The organism is Methanomassiliicoccales archaeon, assembly GCA_013415865.1.
Lineage (GTDB): Archaea > Thermoplasmatota > Thermoplasmata > Methanomassiliicoccales > UBA472 > MVRC01.
Genome location: CP058896.1, coordinates 1,128,248 through 1,147,920, shown reverse-complemented (window position 1 = coordinate 1,147,920; position 19,673 = coordinate 1,128,248). Strand labels below are relative to the sequence as shown.

The 19,673-nt window shown below is 51.8% G+C and carries 22 protein-coding genes; 7 read left to right on the top strand and 15 right to left on the bottom strand.

The features are described 5' to 3' along the window. Positions 1-2: 2 nt before the first annotated feature. The 8 genes from heR to HPY73_05575 all read right to left on the bottom strand — a co-directional run bounded on the left by heR (position 3) and on the right by HPY73_05575 (position 6,582). Entirely contained in the window at positions 3-779 is a 777-nt protein-coding gene (gene heR / locus HPY73_05610) for a heliorhodopsin HeR (GenBank protein QLH74963.1), read from the bottom strand. A gap of 70 nt (positions 780-849) precedes the next feature. Next, entirely contained in the window at positions 850-1,488 is a 639-nt protein-coding gene (locus HPY73_05605; protein QLH74962.1) for an iron-sulfur cluster assembly scaffold protein, read from the bottom strand. Positions 1,489-1,493: 5 nt separating this feature from the next. Beyond that, positions 1,494-2,642: a cysteine desulfurase gene (locus HPY73_05600; GenBank protein ID QLH74961.1), complete on the bottom strand. Its 1,149-nt coding sequence runs from the start codon at positions 2,640-2,642 to the stop codon at positions 1,494-1,496. Between the two features lie 10 nt (positions 2,643-2,652). After that, the gene (locus HPY73_05595; GenBank protein ID QLH75694.1) at positions 2,653-3,072 is read right to left on the bottom strand and encodes a DsrE/DsrF/DrsH-like family protein; all 420 of its coding nucleotides are present in this window, start codon (positions 3,070-3,072) and stop codon (positions 2,653-2,655) included. Positions 3,073-3,076: 4 nt separating this feature from the next. Beyond that, positions 3,077-3,307: a sulfurtransferase TusA family protein gene (locus HPY73_05590; GenBank protein QLH74960.1), complete on the bottom strand. Its 231-nt coding sequence runs from the start codon at positions 3,305-3,307 to the stop codon at positions 3,077-3,079. Between the two features lie 103 nt (positions 3,308-3,410). Further along, positions 3,411-4,946, bottom strand: a complete 1,536-nt coding sequence (locus HPY73_05585) for a carboxypeptidase M32 (protein ID QLH74959.1) — start codon at positions 4,944-4,946, stop codon at positions 3,411-3,413. A gap of 50 nt (positions 4,947-4,996) precedes the next feature. Further along, positions 4,997-5,752 carry an endonuclease/exonuclease/phosphatase family protein gene (locus HPY73_05580; GenBank protein ID QLH74958.1) on the bottom strand — a complete coding sequence of 252 codons (756 nt, stop codon included), beginning with the start codon at positions 5,750-5,752 and terminating at the stop codon, positions 4,997-4,999. Positions 5,753-6,015: 263 nt separating this feature from the next. Continuing rightward, positions 6,016-6,582: a hypothetical protein gene (locus HPY73_05575; GenBank protein QLH74957.1), complete on the bottom strand. Its 567-nt coding sequence runs from the start codon at positions 6,580-6,582 to the stop codon at positions 6,016-6,018. A gap of 372 nt (positions 6,583-6,954) precedes the next feature. On the opposite strand from HPY73_05575, the gene HPY73_05570 reads away from it, so the two are divergent. The 7 genes from HPY73_05570 to HPY73_05540 all read left to right on the top strand — a co-directional run bounded on the left by HPY73_05570 (position 6,955) and on the right by HPY73_05540 (position 12,058). Beyond that, entirely contained in the window at positions 6,955-7,551 is a 597-nt protein-coding gene (locus tag HPY73_05570; GenBank protein QLH75693.1) for a DUF4352 domain-containing protein, read from the top strand. A 71-nt stretch (positions 7,552-7,622) separates the two neighbouring features. Continuing rightward, positions 7,623-8,120 carry a tetratricopeptide repeat protein gene (locus HPY73_05565; GenBank protein ID QLH74956.1) on the top strand — a complete coding sequence of 166 codons (498 nt, stop codon included), beginning with the start codon at positions 7,623-7,625 and terminating at the stop codon, positions 8,118-8,120. 2 nt (positions 8,121-8,122) lie between these two features. Next, positions 8,123-8,884, top strand: a complete 762-nt coding sequence (xth, locus tag HPY73_05560) for an exodeoxyribonuclease III (GenBank protein QLH75692.1) — start codon at positions 8,123-8,125, stop codon at positions 8,882-8,884. Between the two features lie 57 nt (positions 8,885-8,941). Further along, complete coding sequence (locus tag HPY73_05555) at positions 8,942-9,673, top strand: flavodoxin family protein (GenBank protein ID QLH74955.1); 732 nt, start codon at positions 8,942-8,944, stop codon at positions 9,671-9,673. A 35-nt stretch (positions 9,674-9,708) separates the two neighbouring features. Next, positions 9,709-10,902 (top strand): DUF362 domain-containing protein, encoded by a 1,194-nt coding sequence (locus HPY73_05550; GenBank protein QLH74954.1) that lies wholly within the window; start codon positions 9,709-9,711, stop codon positions 10,900-10,902. Continuing rightward, on the top strand, positions 10,899-11,540 hold the full coding sequence (locus HPY73_05545) for an HNH endonuclease (protein QLH74953.1): 642 nt from the start codon (positions 10,899-10,901) through the stop codon (positions 11,538-11,540). The genes HPY73_05550 and HPY73_05545 overlap by 4 nt, the downstream gene beginning before the upstream one ends. Positions 11,541-11,662: 122 nt before the next feature. Next, the gene (locus HPY73_05540; protein QLH74952.1) at positions 11,663-12,058 is read left to right on the top strand and encodes a universal stress protein; all 396 of its coding nucleotides are present in this window, start codon (positions 11,663-11,665) and stop codon (positions 12,056-12,058) included. Between the two features lie 13 nt (positions 12,059-12,071). Here HPY73_05540 and HPY73_05535 read toward each other — a convergent pair whose 3' ends face one another. Genes HPY73_05535 through HPY73_05505 form a run of 7 tightly spaced genes read right to left on the bottom strand, consistent with a single transcriptional unit; the run spans position 12,072 to position 19,571 of the window. After that, on the bottom strand, positions 12,072-12,545 hold the full coding sequence (locus HPY73_05535) for an NADH-quinone oxidoreductase subunit B family protein (GenBank protein ID QLH75691.1): 474 nt from the start codon (positions 12,543-12,545) through the stop codon (positions 12,072-12,074). After that, positions 12,541-12,873 (bottom strand): 4Fe-4S binding protein, encoded by a 333-nt coding sequence (locus HPY73_05530; protein QLH74951.1) that lies wholly within the window; start codon positions 12,871-12,873, stop codon positions 12,541-12,543. Before HPY73_05530 ends, HPY73_05535 begins: the two co-directional genes overlap by 5 nt. 6 nt (positions 12,874-12,879) lie before the next feature. Beyond that, positions 12,880-14,463, bottom strand: a complete 1,584-nt coding sequence (locus HPY73_05525) for an NADH-quinone oxidoreductase subunit C (protein ID QLH74950.1) — start codon at positions 14,461-14,463, stop codon at positions 12,880-12,882. Between the two features lie 2 nt (positions 14,464-14,465). Beyond that, the gene (locus tag HPY73_05520) at positions 14,466-15,926 is read right to left on the bottom strand and encodes a hydrogenase 4 subunit F (GenBank protein QLH74949.1); all 1,461 of its coding nucleotides are present in this window, start codon (positions 15,924-15,926) and stop codon (positions 14,466-14,468) included. Then, positions 15,926-16,585, bottom strand: coding sequence for a hydrogenase (locus HPY73_05515; protein QLH74948.1), 660 nt, complete (start codon positions 16,583-16,585; stop codon positions 15,926-15,928). Before HPY73_05515 ends, HPY73_05520 begins: the two co-directional genes overlap by 1 nt. Positions 16,586-16,594: 9 nt before the next feature. Continuing rightward, positions 16,595-17,491 carry a respiratory chain complex I subunit 1 family protein gene (locus HPY73_05510; protein ID QLH75690.1) on the bottom strand — a complete coding sequence of 299 codons (897 nt, stop codon included), beginning with the start codon at positions 17,489-17,491 and terminating at the stop codon, positions 16,595-16,597. 55 nt (positions 17,492-17,546) lie between these two features. Next, on the bottom strand, positions 17,547-19,571 hold the full coding sequence (locus HPY73_05505) for a hydrogenase 4 subunit B (GenBank protein ID QLH75689.1): 2,025 nt from the start codon (positions 19,569-19,571) through the stop codon (positions 17,547-17,549). Positions 19,572-19,673: the final 102 nt, after the last annotated feature.

Below are 19,673 nucleotides of genomic sequence, written 5' to 3'. Positions count from 1 at the left end.
TTCTATGAACCTATTCCCTGTACCCCGAAGAAGATGAACCATGCCAATGCGGACTTCGAGACGAGGCTGAGCAGGATATAGACCTTCTCACCGTAGAGATAGTCCGCCCATCTTCCTTTTCTGCGGTACTGCAGCCACATGTTCAAAGGGAAGGTGCCCCAGAAGAACAGTAGCACGAAAACGACCATGTATACAAAGTTCGGGACGTTGTCAAAATTATCCAAAATCGCTCCCAGGAAGTACATGAGCACGGCGACCCATGCCAACGTTCCAGCAATGCTTCCATATATGAAAGATGACCAGTTCGTCTTCTTCAGCTCTTTGTTGTGAAGTTCCATCATCATTCCAAAGAGGTTCGTGCTGGCATTGAGGCCTACGAGCAGGATGAGGGCGGCGAGGTCGGTTAGACCGCTCAGCATTGCCACGATGAGGATCATCCAGGAAGAGCTGACAGCATACTCGTACCACCTCGCGGGATTGATGCCTTCCTTTAACTTCCTCTGATACCATCCGTAGCCATACGTCGAAACTGAGAAATGAGCAAAGGCGGACATGAACATGAACAGGGCAACAGCTGGTCCCAGCTGGATCTCCCAGAGTTCGTTCATATTATGATATACGGTCTCGTTAACCTCATCGAATTTTAAGAAGTTCGTCGTGAAAGGAACGGCAAAATCGTTCGTGAACGCCAGCATCAGGATTCCCTGGATGGTGTGAAGCACGCCCATGACAATATTGAAACGGCGGAGCTTCTGGAACTTGATCTCATCTTGGGTCATCTAGGGTCACCGCTAATATGATTCATGACGAAGGTTAATAATAATTTCCCGACCCCAGAATGGAGGATGATCACTCGTCATTGAACCTTAGGATCACCTCTTTGACATCCCATAGGTTCTCGATCTTCTCTTTGACCTCGTCCCTGATGTTGTTGGCGAAAATGTGTTCTTTCGGAAGATCAATAGATATCCTCACCACACCTTCCTCTATCGTTATCGATCTGACCAGGTTGGTCCGTACAATGTCCAGTCCGGTCAGCGGGTTCATGACGTTCTTCAAGCGGCGCTCGATGAGCTCGACCGTCGTGGGCTTCTTCTCGATGACCAGGCCGTGCTTCTCCTCATAGTTCGTGATGGCCTCTCTCAGCCCTTCCACGGCAAGCACGGAACAGTGCGCTTTGATCTTTGGAAGACCGCCCAATGCCTCCAAGGCGTCCTTCCAGGTGATCTTCTTAGCCTCCTCTATTGTCTTTCCTTTCGCGAGCTCTGTGATGATCGAACCGGTCGCGATGTTCGATGCGCAACCGTATGACTCGAACTTGATGTCGGTTATGACATGGTCCTCAGGTCTGACCCTTAGATATACGGCGACCATGTCCCCACAGGCCGGGCTCCCGACCATCGCCTTGCCGTCTGCGTCCTCGATCTTTCCAACATTCTTGGGGTTCTTGAAATGCTCCAGTACCTTCTCGTTATATGGGAACTTCATCTTCATCACCTCTTCAAGGGGCTGATCTCCCTGAGCCTAGAGACGATCTCCTTCATCGCCTCGACAACCACGTCGACCTCCTCCTCATTGTTATATCTTCCAAACGTGAACCTGATCGAGCCATGGGCCCTCTCATGGTCACCACCTATCCCCATGATAACATGGCTGGCCTCCAAGGATCGGCTGAAGCATGCTGAGCCGGTCGAGACCTCGATGCCCCTCATGTCAAGATGGAGCGTCATCGATTCTCCCTCCACCATATGGAAGGTGATGTTGGCGTTCTGGGGAAGTCTCTTCGTCCTATGACCGTTCAATGTCGTGTCCGGGATGCCGTTCATTACCTTGTCGATCAATCTGTCCCTCATCCCCTTTATCCTCATATTCTCCTCTTCGTTCATCAGCTCAGCCGCCTTGGCGAATCCTACGATGCCAGGTATGTTCTCCAGCCCTGCCCTCAGGTTAAACTCCTGATATCCACCATCCATCCACTTTTGAATCGGGACGTCCTTCCTCTTGAAAAGAGCGCCTACGCCTTTAGGCCCATGCAATGTGTGCGATGATATGGTCATGAGATCGACCGGTAATTTCTTCATGTCTAAGGGGACCCTTCCAAAGGTATGTGTGGCATCCGTATGAAATGGGATTCCAGAATCCCTGCAGATCTTACCAATCACCTCGATGTCCTGTACAGTGCCTATCTCTTGGTTGGAGTGCTGTACGGAAACAAGTACGGTCTCCTTTGTGATGCTTTTTTTTAACTCCTCCGGATCGACGAGACCTTCGCTGTCGACCGGTAGATATGTGACCTTGAACCCGTCCCTCTCCAACGCCCTTGCGGTATTCAGGACCGGGAAGTCCTCGATCTTCGAGACTATGATGTGCCTGCCTTTCCTGGTCTGCGAATAGGCCACTCCTTTTAATGCCATATTGCTGGCCTCGGTGTCCCCCGATGTGAAGATTATCTCATCCTCATCGGCCCCTATGATGGATGATATGTCCGACCTGGCCTTGTCCAAAGCTTCCCTTGCCTCGATCCCTAGTGAGTATCCGAACTCTGATGTTGCCACCGCATACTTCTCAAAAAAGTAGGGTAACATTGCCTCGTGGACCCTCTCGTCCATCCTGGTCGCCGCAGAATTGTCAAGATATATCATGAACAGCACCTCAGATGAAAAGAGTGATCGAGGAGCTCCTTGCCTCTGATATGTAGGTCCCGACGGCACCGAACTCGTCGATCCAATCGGTACAAAGGTCCTCTTTCTTCACGCCCATGACCTCCATCGTCATCTCGCACGCTATGATCTTGCCTCCAAGTTCTCGAAAATCCTTTATCAGCGAGTCGAGCTTGGCCACGCCGTTCTTGTCCATTCTCTTCTTGACCATCCATTTCCCCAGACCGAGCATGTTCATCTTAGATAGCGCCCCTTTCTCAAGTCCATTTTTTTTCAACCTCTGTAGGCCCCAAAAGGTGAAATAGAGCGAGGCCTCCATTCCCATCGACAACGCCCCGGTCCCGATTATGAGGGCGCTATAGACCTTGTCCATGTCGCCGCTGTGGACTATGATCGTCGCCTTTTCTGTCATCATATCACTCCCTGACCTTCCTGATGCGGATATTCCATTCCTCGCCCTGCTCGGTCACGCCTATCAACTCCTGACCTAACGAATGGACGGCCATGGGTATCTCCTTCTTTGAGGCTGGATGGGTACCAACGATCTCTATGATGTCGCCGCTCGCCGCCTTCTTTATCGCTTTCCTCATCTCAACGAGCGGTATCGGACAGTTCTTACCCCTACAGTCGACCTTGATCTCAGCCAAAAAACCACCTTGTCTATCGTGAAATAGTGCCAGCCTGTTGTATATATAGATGTCTAGAAAAAAAAGAAAAAAGTTCAGCGATTCGTCAGTGACGTCAAATGTGTCAATAGCCGAATATCTTGCCCATCTTACCGTCCAGATACTTGATGAATGGGTCTATGTCAAGGCTTCTCCCGGTTATGACCTTGACGAGGTCGGCTGGGTCATACAGGTTCCCCTTTGAGTGTACGTTCTCTTTGAGCCATTCCCTTACCGGCATAAAGTTGCCTTTTGCTATGGAAGACCTCCATTCGGGCAGGTCCCTCTCCATCCTCTCCAAGAACATCCCTCCGTAGATATTCCCCAGGGCGTAGCTCGGGAAATAACCGAACGACCCGTTAGCCCAGTGTGTGTCCTGCATGACCCCCTCCGAGTCGTTCTTTATCTTGACACCTAGGTACTTACCATATTTCTCATTCCAAACCTGTGGCAGTTCATCGACACCTATCTTCCCTTCGAAGATGTCCCTCTCTATCTCGAACCTGATTATGATATGCAGTCCGTATGTCACCTCGTCGGCCTCTATCCTTATCTTGGAAGGTTTCACGTTATTCACTGCGATGATGAAGTCCCTTGCCTTTACATCGGAAAGCGCGCTGCCGGTCACTTTCTTGATCTTTGGGAACACATAACTCAGGAACTCCGGGCTCCTTCCTATGATGTTCTCAACGAACCTGCTCTGGGACTCGTGCACCCCATAGCTCGCCGGGGCTCCCACCGGTTGGTACTTCCACTCTGCTGGCTGATTTCCTTCATACATTGCGTGACCAGCCTCATGGAGCACGCTGAAGAGGCTTGAATCGAACTTTCTGATATGATAGTGAGTGGTTATCCGAAGGTCGTCATAGTATCCTGTGGAGAACGGGTGTTCGGTCTCGTCCAATCTTCCCCCTGCATTTGGGGACGTGGTGTCATATCCTACGAACTTCATGGCCAAGAGGCTGATCTTCCTCTGGTCCTCAACCGGCACTCTTCGCTTGAGGATGCTCATATCTGGCCTAACATCTGATGACCTTATCCTCTCAAGGACCGACATAAGCCCTTTCTTCATCCCATTGAATATCTCGGTCACCTTCTCAGATGTCATCCCTGGTTCGAAAGAGTCTAAAAGTGCATCGTAGGGCGTCCTTGTTCCTTTCACCGCCATTAAAATGTCCGCGGCCTTCTTCTTCAGTTCTATGGTCTTGGCCAGATCTGGCTTGAACATAGAATAGTCCTTCGCCGCCTTTGCCCTTTTCCAGACGTTCACAGTGATCGCGGCCTGCTTGCTTATCTCCGCGACGAGCTCATCTGGAAGCTTTGCTTCCTCGTCATAATACTTCCTGATGAGCTTGACGTTCCTCCTCTGGACCTCGTTCAACGTGTCAAATCGATCGCTCCTCTCGATCGACACGAGAAGCTCGTTGACCTTCGGATCGACCTGCTCCCTGTGGGCCATGACCTCCAGGAGCGAGAGCTGCTCGCTCCTCTGCTCTATCCCGCGTGGGGGCATTTTTGTCTCGAGGTCCCAATATAATATCCCAATGGCGGTCCTCAATATCGTCAACTGTTTGTACCTGCTCAATAACTGATCATAAGGGTCCATGATATCCGTGGACATTTTATCGACGCTCTGATGGCGGGACGCTGATTTATCATTTCCTAAGGACCTTAACCTCTCAGTGCGCTCCTTATTGAGCCGCCCTCGCTCATAGAGCTTATTATGTCAAATATGAGGGGGGAGTGGTCCGAGAGGCCTTCCTCCCTTTCCTGATGTGAATACTTTGCCCACATGGGCCTATCGATAAATGGTGTGACGAGGACGTGGTCCAACCTATATCCCGCCCCACTATGGCTATACCAAGAGTATTCTCTTGACATCTGATGATATTCTCTCCAGATGTCCCTCATCCCAAGTCCGATCAATGTCCGTAACTTATCCTCCCCGAGGAATGTTTTGCCCTCTGCGTCCATTTCCAGACCTGTATTAAGGTCTCCGATGATGACCGCGCGTTGTTCATCTTCGATCATCCTCTTGGCATAATCAATGATCTGGTCCCAGAACCTCATCTTGTTTCCAAGGTCCGATGCGGTGGGCACATGTACCGCCAATATTCTCAGGTCCGAGGTGGCTGGGCGGACCTCCATCCACCTATGGGGGATGATGGGGTCTGGGTAGTCCCTGGGGGGCATCTCTATAGGTCTCTTTGAGGCCACCATGATACCGTTGGTGTTCATGGGGGGCTGAGAATTAAGGATGTAGGGATAACCGTTGCTGGCCAAAGCCAGACTGAGCTCGATCACCCTCTCAGGTCTGAACTCTATGAATATTGCCATGTCCGGGTCATGTCTCCTCACGCTCGCGATTATGCCTGGAAAAGACCCCCTACCTCCCCCGTGCCGGATGTTCCACTCCATTAATCTCATCGCCGCTCAGCTCAGCGGAAAGAGCGGCCCCGATATTAGAGAAGCGGTCCTAACTCTTCATAAAACCAGGATGACAATTGATGGTTGCCGTCTTACATTAAGTGACTTGATAATGAGATGAGGGGAGCTGATCAGAAGAGGGGCGGGCTAGAAATCTCAATGTTAAAGGTCTGGACCTTCATTCTCGGTAAGCACCATGGTTGGCCGATCACCTTTGACATCGTCCTCGAGGAAAGGTTCAGTTGAAATTGCCGGATCAGAGGTCATGACCTTGCCTTTAATACCCACAAAGTAAGTCCTTCCCTCATCTGCCATATCTCATAAGGTTCCTGGGTCTCCGAGTATCCGACCTTCTCGAGCATGTTTTTTGTTTCCCATTTCGGGCTCTCCACCCAGATCTTTCCCGACCGATCGCTGGAGATAAAGTCTGAAAGGAGCCGCATACCTATTCCTTTCCGTCTCATTCGTTTTATGACGTAAAGTTGGTTGAGCGTCCTAGGATACCAATGAGGATAACTCCCGCCCACATAATGCTCCTTTGTGACCAAATAATAGCCTGATGGGATCTTTGACCCTTCGACCCTCGTCCATGCAATGACGGCCTCTTGTTTCGATCGATCGTGCAATTTGAAACCTGGGTTCTCGATCCTGGCATCTCGTTGGAGAATGCTCAAAATGTATTCATCCTTGTAATCCCTCACCTTGACAAGGTTGATCATGTCCTCATCGATATTGACCAAGGAGCTACTGGCATCTTTCAGATTACCTGTTGACCAGATGTCCTTGGTCCATATCGAGCGATACGTCTCATCATCAAACGTCTGAGGCATTGCCCATCCCCCTGAGCAAAAACCATTCGCCGTCCCTATAATTGAATCTAACTGACAAGCGACAGGATAAGTAGATACCAATTACTCGATTTGAAAGATGTTAGTATTAAGAATTATTTCCTCAATTTTTACATTTGTGAAGCTCATAATTCTATATTGTTCTGAACATTTTTCAAATAGAAGGGTGAGTTGTTTTCAATAATGGACCTCATCGATTGTTCGTCCGACATTATTGTGCATCAATGGGCTTTAAATGCATACCTCTCATGTGTCTTATTAACATGGTTCATGTTGTGCCTTGTAACTCTATTTCATTTAAATTGGTCATTATTATATATCGTGTTTCATTTGTAAATGATAGGGTAGGTCATAATGAGGAAATGTTCAAACTGTGGGACGGAGAGCGGCGACGAGGCCCAGTTCTGCCATAAATGCGGAAGCACCCTGACAGTGGGCACATACGTTGCCCCTATGCTCTATAAAAATTATGTTCCACCGAAGCAGAAGGACAACACTGGGTTGATAGTTGCTGTCGTGATCGTGATGATCCTGGCTGTCTCGATGGTTCTCGCGGCGTTCTTCATCAGCAAAGCTGTTGATGACATTCCGTGGGAGGAGTGGTCCGACCTGAACATAGAGATGAAGGTCAATTCCCAGAGCGTATATCATAACCCGTCCGACCTGCCAGATGAAGGGTACAAATACGTAAGGCTCAGCGTAACGATCACGAACAACCGTGGAGGGGACCTTAGCCTAGAACCAGATCATTTCTTGCTTTATACCTCTGATAATCAATACTATGGTTATTCTACGGCGGTCCCTGAGAATGTACCGACGTCCTTGGAGCCTGGAGAGACCCAGACCTTCTGGATTGGCTTTATGATACCCGAAGGATCGGTCGCAAGCTTACTAAAAATGGATGTGCCAGAGGAAGTTTTCGGGACCGTGACCGCGGTGGTCCCCTCATAAAACCATTTTCCTTATCATCATTTTCTCATGTGAAAGTTATTAGTAGCGTCAGCTTCAATTCGAACGGATGAATGGATGTTCCTCCGGATATTAGGAGAAGGTCGAGGAAGGAATCCTTATCGGACCTTATGCATGCTATGAAGGTCATCAGGGCCACCAAAGCAGCGTCCTCAGCGATTGATTTCATAGATAGAAATGATTATGCATCTGCACTGGCAGAACTTATCGATGCGGAAGAGGTTTTCAAGGAACTCGATGACATGGTCCAAGTGGCGAACATGCTTTCCCTGCAGGCCCTCTGCCTGTATGCACTTGGTCGGATGGCAGAAGCAGAGGTCGCAATGAGGAGGGCGGTCGCTTTGAGGTCGGACCTTGGTGCCTCTGAGAGCAGGGCAACGGACCTTCTCGGACTGGGTGAGATATTGCTCAAGAAGGGCGAGCCAAGAGAAGCGATGGAGGCCTTCTTGGACGCAAAGACCGTTTTCGAAGGTCTGGGGCTTGACGATGGTGTTGAAAGGTCCATGGCTGCGATGAAAAGGGCGAAGGCCGCAATGGAGGGGATGGCGTGAGGATGGTCTGTTGGAACGTAAATGGGGTCAGGGCAGTCCATAGGAAAGGCCTTTTATCGCCTGTTTTCGATGGTTCGCCCGATGTCGTGTGCCTTCAAGAGACTAAGGCTTCACCAGACCAGTATCCTGAGGAGCTAAGGAAACCAGAAGGATATATGGCATACTTTAACAGCCCCAAGGAAAGGAGCGGATACAGCGGGGTGGCGCTCTACACCAAAATTGTACCTGAAAAGGTAGAGTATGGTCTTGGGGAGGAAAGGTTCGATGTAGAGGGGAGGACGATCATAGCTCATTTCAAGGACCTGGTGCTGTATGATGTCTATTTCCCGAACGGGAAAGCATCGAAAGAGCGTTTGATTTTCAAGATGGATTTCTATGAGCGTTTTTTAAAGCACGTCATGGGAGAACTGAGGTCCGGTCGAGAGGTCATCATATGTGGTGATGTTAACACCGCGCACAAGGAGATAGACCTGGCCAGACCCAAGGAGAATGAGAAGGTATCAGGATTCCTAAAAGAGGAGAGGGAGTGGATAGACCGTCTCTTGGCCTCCGGGTTCATTGATACGTTCAGATATTTCGACGGCTCCCCAGGAAGATATACTTGGTGGGATATGAAGTCAAAAGCCAGGGAAAGAAATGTTGGCTGGAGGATCGATTATTTCTTCATATCCAAAGGCCTGTCGCCAAAGCTAAGGTCCGCCTTCATAATGTCTGACGTCCAAGGTTCAGACCATTGCCCCGTCGGAATCGAGCTTGACCTGTGAGAACTCCTTCCAAATGTTTATTCGAGGCAGGTCCCATTCATCACTCAAGGTGGAAACTTGTACATACTTGGGGTAAGCGGCAGTCCGGTGGACGGATCTAACACGGACTCCATCATCAAGGAGATACTAAGGTCCAGTGGTGCCGAGGAGCAGGAGTTCTTAAAACTCTCTGATATGAATGTCGGACCATGCCGGGCGCACATGAAATGTGTCCAGAACAATCGATGCGACATAGATGATGATTGGACGTTTGTCAGCAGGAAACTGTTGCGGGCAGATGCTGTCGTCCTAGGAAGTCCGACATATTACTCCGCCCCTAGCTCGTTCATGAAGTGTTTCATCGAGAGATGCTACTCGCTCAGGCACCAAAAACTTCTGTTGAAGGGCAAGCTCGCCGCGGTAGTGGCGGTCGGTTGCGCAACAGAGCAGGCGGTCGTGGATTGGATGGTCAAGACGTTGACCGCGGAAGGTATGGAGGTCGTCGGAAACATGGCCGTCAAAGGCACCATAACCTGTTTGTCCTGTGGTAAAGGGGCCAGTTGTCCCTACCCTATCTGGAACACATACTCCAAAGAGATGACAGGTGTGGAATATGGCATCAAGGAAGCCTATACGAAATATTTGGACATACTCCCGGACAACGTTCCATATGAAAAAGGCTCGGCAAAGATTTTGTCGGGGCACAGGGTCGCGCTCACTGAACCTTCGGTCCTGAAGAGCGCACAGACCTTGGGAAAGAGGATCGGCTCCCTGCATAGGGAAAGGTCCTCTGGTCTGGTGAGGATATGAGGGTCTCGAACGGTATGCTCTAGGGGACGAATGTCATGAGCCCGAACCGGGTCTCTCTGGTCCGTTGCGATGGTTATGGCAGGGAGGTCGTGCATGATGCTGTCGAAAAATCGGTCGATCTCCTGGGCGGGATAGGGATGTTCGTGGCCCCTGGGGAGAAGGTGCTCGTCAAACCGAACATGCTTCAGCCCTCTCCCCCTGAGAGGGCCGTTTGCACCCATCCAGATATATTACATGCGGTCTGCAGGATACTCTTGGACCTTGGCTGCAAGGTAACTGTCGCCGACAGTCCCGGGGCCGGCTCCATATATGGCCCCTCCCAACTATCAAAGGGATACGACGAGGTCGGATACTCTGATCTTGCCGAGCTAGGTGTTACATTGAACACCGATGTCTCGTATGTGAATGTTCCAAATCCGTCAGGCAGGCTCATCAAGATGTTCCCAGTGATCAGGCCAGCGGTCGAAGCGGATGCCATTGTCGTGGTCTCAAAGCTTAAGACCCACATGTTGACCTATCTTACTGCCGCAACGAAAAACATCTTCGGGGTGGTCCAGGGGATGGACAAGGCCACTTTCCATGGCAGGCTCCCCCTGGAGGATGATTTCTCAGACATGCTCGTGGACCTGAACGAGCTGATGAGGCCGAGGCTTCAGATCGTCGACGCGGTGATGGCGATGGAGGGGGACGGGCCTTATTCAGGCACTCCAAGAAGGGTAAATGCCATCATAGCTGGCCCATCTTATGCCCATGTTGACGTGGTGGCCTCAAAGCTCATCGGAGCGGCCCCTGGGAACATCCCGACCATAAAGGCCGCAGTGCGAAGGGGCGTGCTGGATGGCCCAATGGACGATATCGAGGTCGTGGGGGAGAGACTGGAGGATATGGCCGTTCCGGACTTCCGACCGCCAGCGACTTATAATGGGAAAGAGAGGACAGGAAGGGCCCGATTGATGGAAAGAGCTGCATCTTTGATGAAGGCCTATGCTCTAAGGCCTTCGATAGTGAGCGAAAGATGCACTGGGTGTGGCCGTTGTGTAAGGGCCTGCCCCAAGCACGTTATTTCTTTAAGAGATGGAAAGGCAAGGGTCCATTACAACAAATGCATAAGATGCTACACGTGCCACGAGATGTGCACCTCAGGAGCAGTAGAGCTTAAAAGGAGCGCCGGGGGAAAGATCATTGGGACCTTGGTCGAGAGAGGCAATAAGACCAGGAGCTCGAAATGAGGGCCTGTCACTACCAGGACCGGCCGGGAAAAAGGTCGCTTTGCCTAAGGACCATGGTCCAGGGGAGGGCACTTTCTGAGATCGATTGGAGACCCTGCGCTGACAGCGACGAGTGTCCTTTCAGGTCCTGGGAAGTTGAAAGACGGCAACTTGTGACGGCAGTACGTTCTGAAATTCTGGGCGGATGTCCATCTTGCGGACGTCGCCATGATACCGTTGGGGAACATCTTCATTGTCTGATGGAAGGCCGATTGCAGCGAGTCCTCGAAGAGATGGGGCCACCGAAAGGAAGCACCTCACCCTTGCTCAAAAAGATGTTCCCTCGATACATGATCGGGATGGCACGAAGGAAAATCAGGTCCGCCGTCATAGATAGGGATGGGCACACATGCACGCAATGTGGTCGGGACCTGAATAAATACCCGAAGTGGTACACAGAGGTGCATCATGTCATACCAGTTGTGGAGGGGGGGAGTGACGTGCCGGAAAATCTTGTGACGCTCTGCATGGAGTGTCATGGGCGTCACACCGATGAGCTCAACAAAAGGATCTTTGGTCATGGTCGCGATGGGAAGGGCACGAGCAATAGGAGAAGAAGGATCATCCAGACCAGCTTGGATGACGACCTTTGGATATGAATCGATGCATTTAAGTTGGCCTGTCTGACCAGTCAACGACGAAAAGGGATGGACCGAATGATCTCCTGGCCATTCTCGAAACTCTTTTTTATGTTCTTCTGCATATGTGAGGCGGGAAGGTGATGACGATGAACGTTCTCCTTGCGACCGATGGACGGCCACATTCGGATAAGGCGACAAAATATGCGATGGAGTATGCCAAGGTCTTCAAGGCAAAGCTGTTCATCGTGTTCGTCGTGAGCCCAAAGGCCGACGAGGACAAGGAAAGGCTGGTACAGAACGGCATGCAGGTCCTCGATAGGCTAAAGAACCAAGCAAAAGACCAAGGTATAGATGTCACGACATTGCTGGAGGCGGGGAATCCCTATGAGTCTATTCTGGCCGCCTCAGAGAGGATGAAGGCCGATGCCATAATTGTCGGGACATCAGGCAAGACGGTTCTTGATAGGGTGCTCATCGGCTCTGTCTCAGAGTATGTTGTCCGCAACTCGCGTTGCACTGTCATCATAGTGAAGTGAGAGGGCCGACAGCTCATCTTCTCTTGAACTTTCTCTCCTCGATCTTTCCTAATGCCGCCATGAGACCATGGATGACCGCCTGGGGTCTGGGCGGGCATCCTGGGATAAGGACGTCCACCGGTAAAAGGTCGGAAACTCCCCTGTGGCAGGCGTAACAGTCCTTGAATATCCCCCCGCTTATCGCGCACGCCCCCATGGCTATCACCATGCGGGGGGAAGGAGCCGCCTCATATGTCTTCAATAACGGCACCTCCATGTTCCTAGTGACCGGACCAGTGACCAACAGGGCATCGGCGTGACGGGGTGAGGCGACTATATGGATGCCGAACCTTTCGATGTCGTAGACAGAATTGGTCAATGAATTGACCTCCACCTCACAGGCATTACATGAGCCTGCATCGACCTCGCGTATGGCAAAGGATCTTCCAAAGACCTTCATCGCTCTTTCCCTGAGCGCCTCTCCCATCGATTCCAGGTCTTGGTCAATGTTTGACGGCATGCCTCACCTCCAGGTCCTTATTGGTCCTTCCAACGAGCTCATACCTTTGGCTCATGAATATCGCCCCCTTAGGACAGTGGCTTGTACAGTACGCGCAGAAAATGCACCTGCCCATGTCAAACATTATCGTCCCCTCCTCGACGATTATGGCGCCTACAGGGCAGACCTTGGCGCAGGTCCCGCACATATCGCATCTTCCGATGAGCACATCAGGCATCCCAAGGGTGCCCTCTGGGGGAACGAACGTCTCATCAGGGTACCGGGTCGTAACGATACCTTGCTTTTTGACGCCGAAGTTATAGAACCTGAACATCATCGCACCTCACAGATCGTTGCCTGAATATGACAGGTTGAAGCTCTTGTTCACAAGTGGGAAATCTGGGATTATGTTCCCTAGGACGGCCTGTTCGATCGCAGGCCAGTTCAGGAACGATGCGTCACGGACCTTGTGCCTGTACGGCATGCCGTTTCCGCTGAGCACCCAATGCATTGCCTCCCCTCTATGGGTCTCCGTGAGGCTCATTCCGACGTTCCCTTCAGGGACCTCGGCCGCCTCTGTGAACAATGGTCCCTGCGGCATTCTGTCCATGGCCTGTTCGATGATGCTGATCGACTCCAGCACCTCCTCGATCTTGACCATCATTCTGGCGTACACATCCCCCTCCCTATACGAGGGGACCGAGAAGCTGACCTCGTCATATGCCGCGTAAGGATGGTCCCTTCGCACGTCCCTGTCGATGCCGCTCGCCCGTGCTATCGGCCCTACCACATTGAAGTTCTTCGCAGCATCTGTGGGCAGGGTCCCCGTCGTCTCTACCCTGTCCAACAATGAGGCCATACCGGTCAATGTCTCCACAACATCGTCAAAGTCCAATTTGATGCCCACAAGCTCTGTGCTGATCTTCTTCTTCATATCGGCATCGATGTCCTTATTGACCCCGCCGATGCGGTTCACCGACCTCAGCAGCCGGCTTCCCGTGGCCTTCTCGTTCAACGATAACGCCCTTTCCTTCAGGAGATATAGGTTCTGTGCCCCCACGCTGAACGCGACGTCCATCGCTATACCGCCGATATCACCGAACAGATTGTATATCCTCTCCATCTCCGAGTATACGGTCCTTAGGAACCTGGCCCTGTCAGGAACCCCTATGCCGGCTATCGATTCGATCGCCTGACAATAGGCCAACGAATGCGTGAACCCGTTGTCACCAGAGATCCGCTCCGCCAAAAAAACACCGTGGTCATACCTCATCGATTCAGAGAGCTTCTCCAATCCCTTATGGACATATCCCATCCTGATCTCAAGATGCAGTATCGACTCCCCTGCAACGCTGAAACGGAAATGGCCAGGCTCGATCACGCCGGCATGGACCGGCCCGACGGGGACCTCAAAGACGCCCTCGCCCTCGACCTTTCGGTACTCATAGCCCGAGGGGGTCCTTGGAACATGACTGGATAGGTCGAAGTCTTTTCTCATAGGGTATGTTCCTGATGGCCAGTCATCATATAGACGGATGGGCCTTGGGTCGGGATGCCCTACTGGGACGATCCCAAAGCCTTCCATGATCTCTCTTTCGAACCAGTTGGCCGCATATATCTCCGGGGTGATCGACCTGAAGGTCGGGTCTGACGCGTCTATCCTTGTCCTGATGGTGACAAAATGGTCTTCCTTTGGAAGTGAGAATATCAGATAGATATGGAAAGACCCGTCCTTCTCCCTAAGGTCCACTGCGTGCTCTGATATGAGCTGGACATGGTGATTTTTCTTTATGTGAGCGGCAATGACCGGGAAAGTGTCCTTCCTGACCTCAAGTTTCAGCTCGTTCCTTGCGACAGAGGATGAGATTATATCGTGCCCGAACTCCTGGGCAAGGTTCTCCACAAGCACGTCGAACTGTTCACGCATTTTCATCCGCTCCCAGGGACGACCTTCGCGACTTCCCTGAGGATGTTGGTCAGTTCCTCAGGCATGAAGATGCCAATGACCAATATTGTCGACAGGAGTATTGTCATAGGGACCAATGAAAGTTTATGGATCTCGCCTCTGGTGACCCCTTCGGTCGGTTCCCCAAAGACCATCCTCGACACATGGTACATGAACCCTGCGAACACCACCACCAGCAGGAGAACATAGACCGTTGTGACGATGTATCTTCCATAGCTTAGGCCCGCCTGCATTATCACGATCTCGCTAAGGAACGGCCCGAACGGTGGGGAGCCTGTGATGGCCAATGCCCCTAACAGGAACAGCGCCGCTGTGATCGGCATCACGGTCGCCATCCCTCTCACCTCGCCGATCTCCCTCGTGTTATACTTCTGCACCACATTGCCGGTGCATAGGAACATCAAGGTCTTCGTGAGGGAGTGGTTCAACATGTGGAACATCGCCCCGAAGATGCCAAGGGGGCCACCTATCCCAAAGCCAAGGCTGATGATCCCCATATGCTCAACGCTGCTGTAGGCCAGCATTCTCTTGAAGTCCCTGGATATCAGGATAAAGAACGCCGCGACGAAGAGTGAAAGGAGACCAAATATCAGCATGAGGTCGGGGGCGAATCCTGGGACCCTGATCTCGCTGATGATGTAATATCTAATTATGCCATAGAATGCACAGTTCAGAAGGACTCCGGACATAAGAGCGCTCACAGGTGAAGGGGCCTGGCTATGCGCATCAGGTAGCCAGGTATGCATCGGTACGAGACCTACCTTGGTCCCGTATCCGATCACGATAAAGATGAACGCTATCTTCAGGAAGGTAGGTTCAAGAAGTGGTGCCGCATCTCTCAATTTTGTCCAATTGAGAGCATCCGATGATTCGCCCAGGACCTCGGTCGAGGAAGCATACGTGATTATCGTACCGAACAAGGCCAATGTAATGCCGACCGAGCAGATGATGATGTATTTCCATGCGGCCTCGATTGAGGTGTCCTTTTCATAAAATCCTACCAAGAACGCCGATGCCAGGGTGGTCCCCTCTATCGCTATCCACATGATCCCCATGTTGTTGGAGGAAACAACGACCAACATCGTGAATAGGAAGATCTGGACAAATATGTGGTACATCTTCAGCTGCCTTGTGCCTATCTCTTTTTCCTCGTGATCGTGGCGTATATAACTGACCGAATACGTCGCGACCATCAAGGCAACGAACGTTATGATGCACAACATGTAGACGCTGAGCTGGTCCACATACCATATGGAATGCTCATATGGACCATCGCTCCATACTTCCAATCCCAACAACACCGCGATGACGAAGGACGATGCCCCACCGGCGACCATCATCCATTGGACCAAAGCCCTGTTTTTAATTGAATAGCTCAGGACCGCGATGACGAGAGGTATTATCAAAAGGACCTCGAGCAACATTAGTCCCTCAGCCTCCTCATGAAAGACGTGTCCAATGTCTCGAACGTCTGATTTATCTTGAAGGCATAGATGCCCATGATCAGGACCGCCCCGAGAACATCAAAGAAGATGCCTATCTCCACAATTAGGGGCATGCCATATGCGATCGATATTGCCCCTAGGAATAACCCGTTCTCGATGACAAGGATGGCGATGATCTCGGTCATGGCCTTCTTTCTTGATATCATCAGGAAGAGACCTATCAGGACCACGGCCAATGATATCGCGAAGCAGTTCTTCGTTATCGCGTTCCCACCTGCTATTATCGGTTCGGAGACATAATACCCCACGAAGGCGAGGCCCCCGCAAATCAGAAGCGACATCGGGACCCCGACCAATGGCTCGATCTCCCTTTTCACATGGATCCGTTCTATTGTACGCGTCAAGAAAGTTGGGATGATCAGGGCCTTGAGCGCTATCGTGAGTACGGCGACGATGTAGATGTGGTCTGCGCCCATATGGTACGCCACAATGGCGGCGAAAAGCCCTAACGCCAAAGATTGGACCGCAAAGGTCCTGACAAATGAGACCATCCGTTTGCTGGCTACCAAGAATATCGAGGTCAAAAGGACGACCGCCCCAAGGCCGTTGATAGCGTCGACGAAGATCTCACTGCTCATCTGATCACCTCACAATATGTAATATGATGTCACCGCCAGTAGGGCCAATATGAAGGACATTGTCAATAGGTTGGGGATCCTGAACAATCTCATCTTCGCCATCCCTGACTCGATCAGCGCCACGACCAGCGAGATCAGCAGGACCTTCACCAGGATGGCCGTGAGCCCTATTGCAATGGCGACCAGGCTGAGATCGGTCGCCACCCCCCATGGGATAAAAACATTAGACAGTATGGTCGAGAAAAGCATCAGTTTCATCCAAGAGGCCATCTCCATGAACGCAAGGTCCTTCCCGGAATACTCCAGTATCATCCCCTCATGGACCATGGTGAGCTCCAGATGGGTCGCTGGGTTATCGAACGGGATGCGGGCGTTCTCCGCAAGGAGCGAGATGAAGAATGCGGCCGTGGCAAGGAAAAGGGCCGGTCGTACCAGTTCAAGACCATTGACGGCCAAGGCCTCAGATATTGATGATAACGTTGTTGTTCCGGTAATAAGCGCCATGGTGAAGATGGCCATGAGCATTGTCGGTTCGACTATCGCAGATATCATGAGCTCCCTGCTGCTTCCCATCCCCCCAAATGTGCTCCCAGTGTCCAAGCCTGCAAGCACCATGAAAAAACGGAACAGCGCAAGGAGGTAGATCACCACGATGAGGTCCCCGACGAACCCCAAGGAGCGGGTCGTGAAGAATGGGACCAACAGGCCGGCCACGACCACTGATGCCAGGCCTACGTAAGGGGCGACCCGATAGACCCAAGAGGCCTGGTCTGGAACTATCGTCTCCTTACTGAACAGCTTGATGATATCATAATATGGTTGGACCACGGAGGGGCCCTTTCGGCTCTGGAACCAGGCCTTGACCTTTCGGATGATCCCGATCATCAAAGGGGATAGACCGAGCATAAGAAGGGCCTGTAGGACCGCAAGAAGGGGATCGAGCACTATGTCATCCAATCTATCACCTGAACAGCAACAAAAGGGCCACGAGCATCACGAAGATGTAAGATAGATATGCCTGGATGCTTCCAGCCTGTATGATGCTCAATCTTTTGGCTATGGCAATGAACGATTTTGCGACTGGCCTGTAGAGGTATTTCTCAAAAATGTCGATGAACTGTATCTCATAGAACAACCTCTTCTTGATCAAAGGAGATGCGGATGGTTCTGTCCTCAGTTCGCTCCTCGGCTTATAGACGGTATTGAAGACGCGGACTATCGGGTCAGCCGTGCCGGTGGCCGTATATTCATTGCGAGGACCTAGAGGTGTGCCACAATCCCACGTCCCAGATATCCTCTCCTTCCAGCCCTTCGTGATCGTATAGGCCGCCGTCCATGCGATGGCCGCCGATGTCACCAGGAGGACCGCGATCAACGATGGGGCCATGGAGGCGAATCCTTCATCGGTCGATCTGAGCGTAAGCCCTTCGGCTATATCGGACCCGATGCTGACGCCAAGGACAGAGGAGGTCACGTTGTCAATAAAGTTTACCGCCCATAATGAGAGCACGCCAAATGCTATGCACAGCGTAGCAAGGAATGCCATCCCCAGGACCATGGACCGAGGGGATTCGTGCGCCCTTTCGGCCGCCTCGGTCCTTGGCCGCGCGAGGAAGGTGGAGCTGAAAAGGCGCACCGCCATTGATACCGCCAATGCTCCAGTAATGGCGAGCACTGCTATCGATACGGACATCAACATTTTTATCGGTACATCTGGAACACTTACGGACTGGATCAGGGACTGGAATAGGAGCCATTCGCTGACGAACCCGCCGAACGGCGGCATGGCGGCCATGGACAACAGCCCTAAGAATGTGAGGGCGCTGGTATAGGGCATTCTTTTTGCCAGGCCGCCCATCGATTCCATGTTGCGGGTATGTGTCGCACGGGCCACCGACCCCGCCCCCATGAAGAGCAATGCCTTGAATATTGCATGATTCAAGGCATGGAACAAAGTGGCCAGCAAAGCGAATGCGGAAAGTTCTGACAGGCCATAGGACGCGAACACCATGGCCGTCCCAAGACCTATCAGCATGATCCCCATGTTCTCGACCGTCGAGTATGCCAAGGTCGACTTGATGTCCCGCTCCTTGAGCGAGTAGAGGACCCCTAGCAGAGCAGAGATGCAACCGAGCAGCACCACGAGCAGCCCCCACCAATGTTCGGTCGGAACGAGCAGGTCGAAGAATGAGCGGACCATCATGAAAAGTGCCATCTTGACCATGACCCCTGACATGAGGGCCGAGATGTTGCTGGGGGCCGCGGGATGGGCCGCCGGAAGCCAGACATGCAGAGGCACCATCCCCGCCTTGGTGCCGAGACCGATCAATAACAGAACAAAGACAGCGGACATCGTGGCCAAAGGCATTCCATCAAGGCCACCGGCCATCTCCTCGAAAGAATATGAACCAGCATAATGGGCCATGAGCAGGAGAGCGACGGTCATCGCCGCGGTGCCAAGATGCGTCATGGTGAGATACAGGTACCCGGCACTTACCACATTGTTCTTTCTGTTCTCAAAAACCACAAGCAGGTAAGAGACCATGGACATGGTCTCCCAGGATATCAGGAAAAGAATGACATTGGTGGATGATACGACGAGGACCAACGAGAGGAAGAACAAGATCGAGAGCCCACTTAGGACACCGATGTCATAGACCCCCTCATATTCTCTGATATAGCCGATAGAATACACCGAGACGCACGCCATCACAATGCAAATTACAAGGAGGAAGAAGGCGCCAAGGGGGTCAAGGGAAAGAGACCATTCACCAAAGAACGTGCTTATCTCCCACCCAAGGTCAAGCGGCCCCTCGATGATCACGATCGATGAGACCACGATCCCCAACAGCGATGAGATCAAGGACAGGACGGACCCTGATACAGCGACCGATGGTCCATTCCTCCTTAACAAGAGGGAGACCGGACCACCGATCCCTAAGAGCACGATCATCGATTGGAACAGTATCTGAGCGTTCGTTTGTATCACCCGTCAGAGAGGGCTGGGACTATGCGATCATGCCCAGGACATTTACACCCTCATCTTCGATTGGGTCACAGGACTGAGGACGCAATCATGATCCCATAT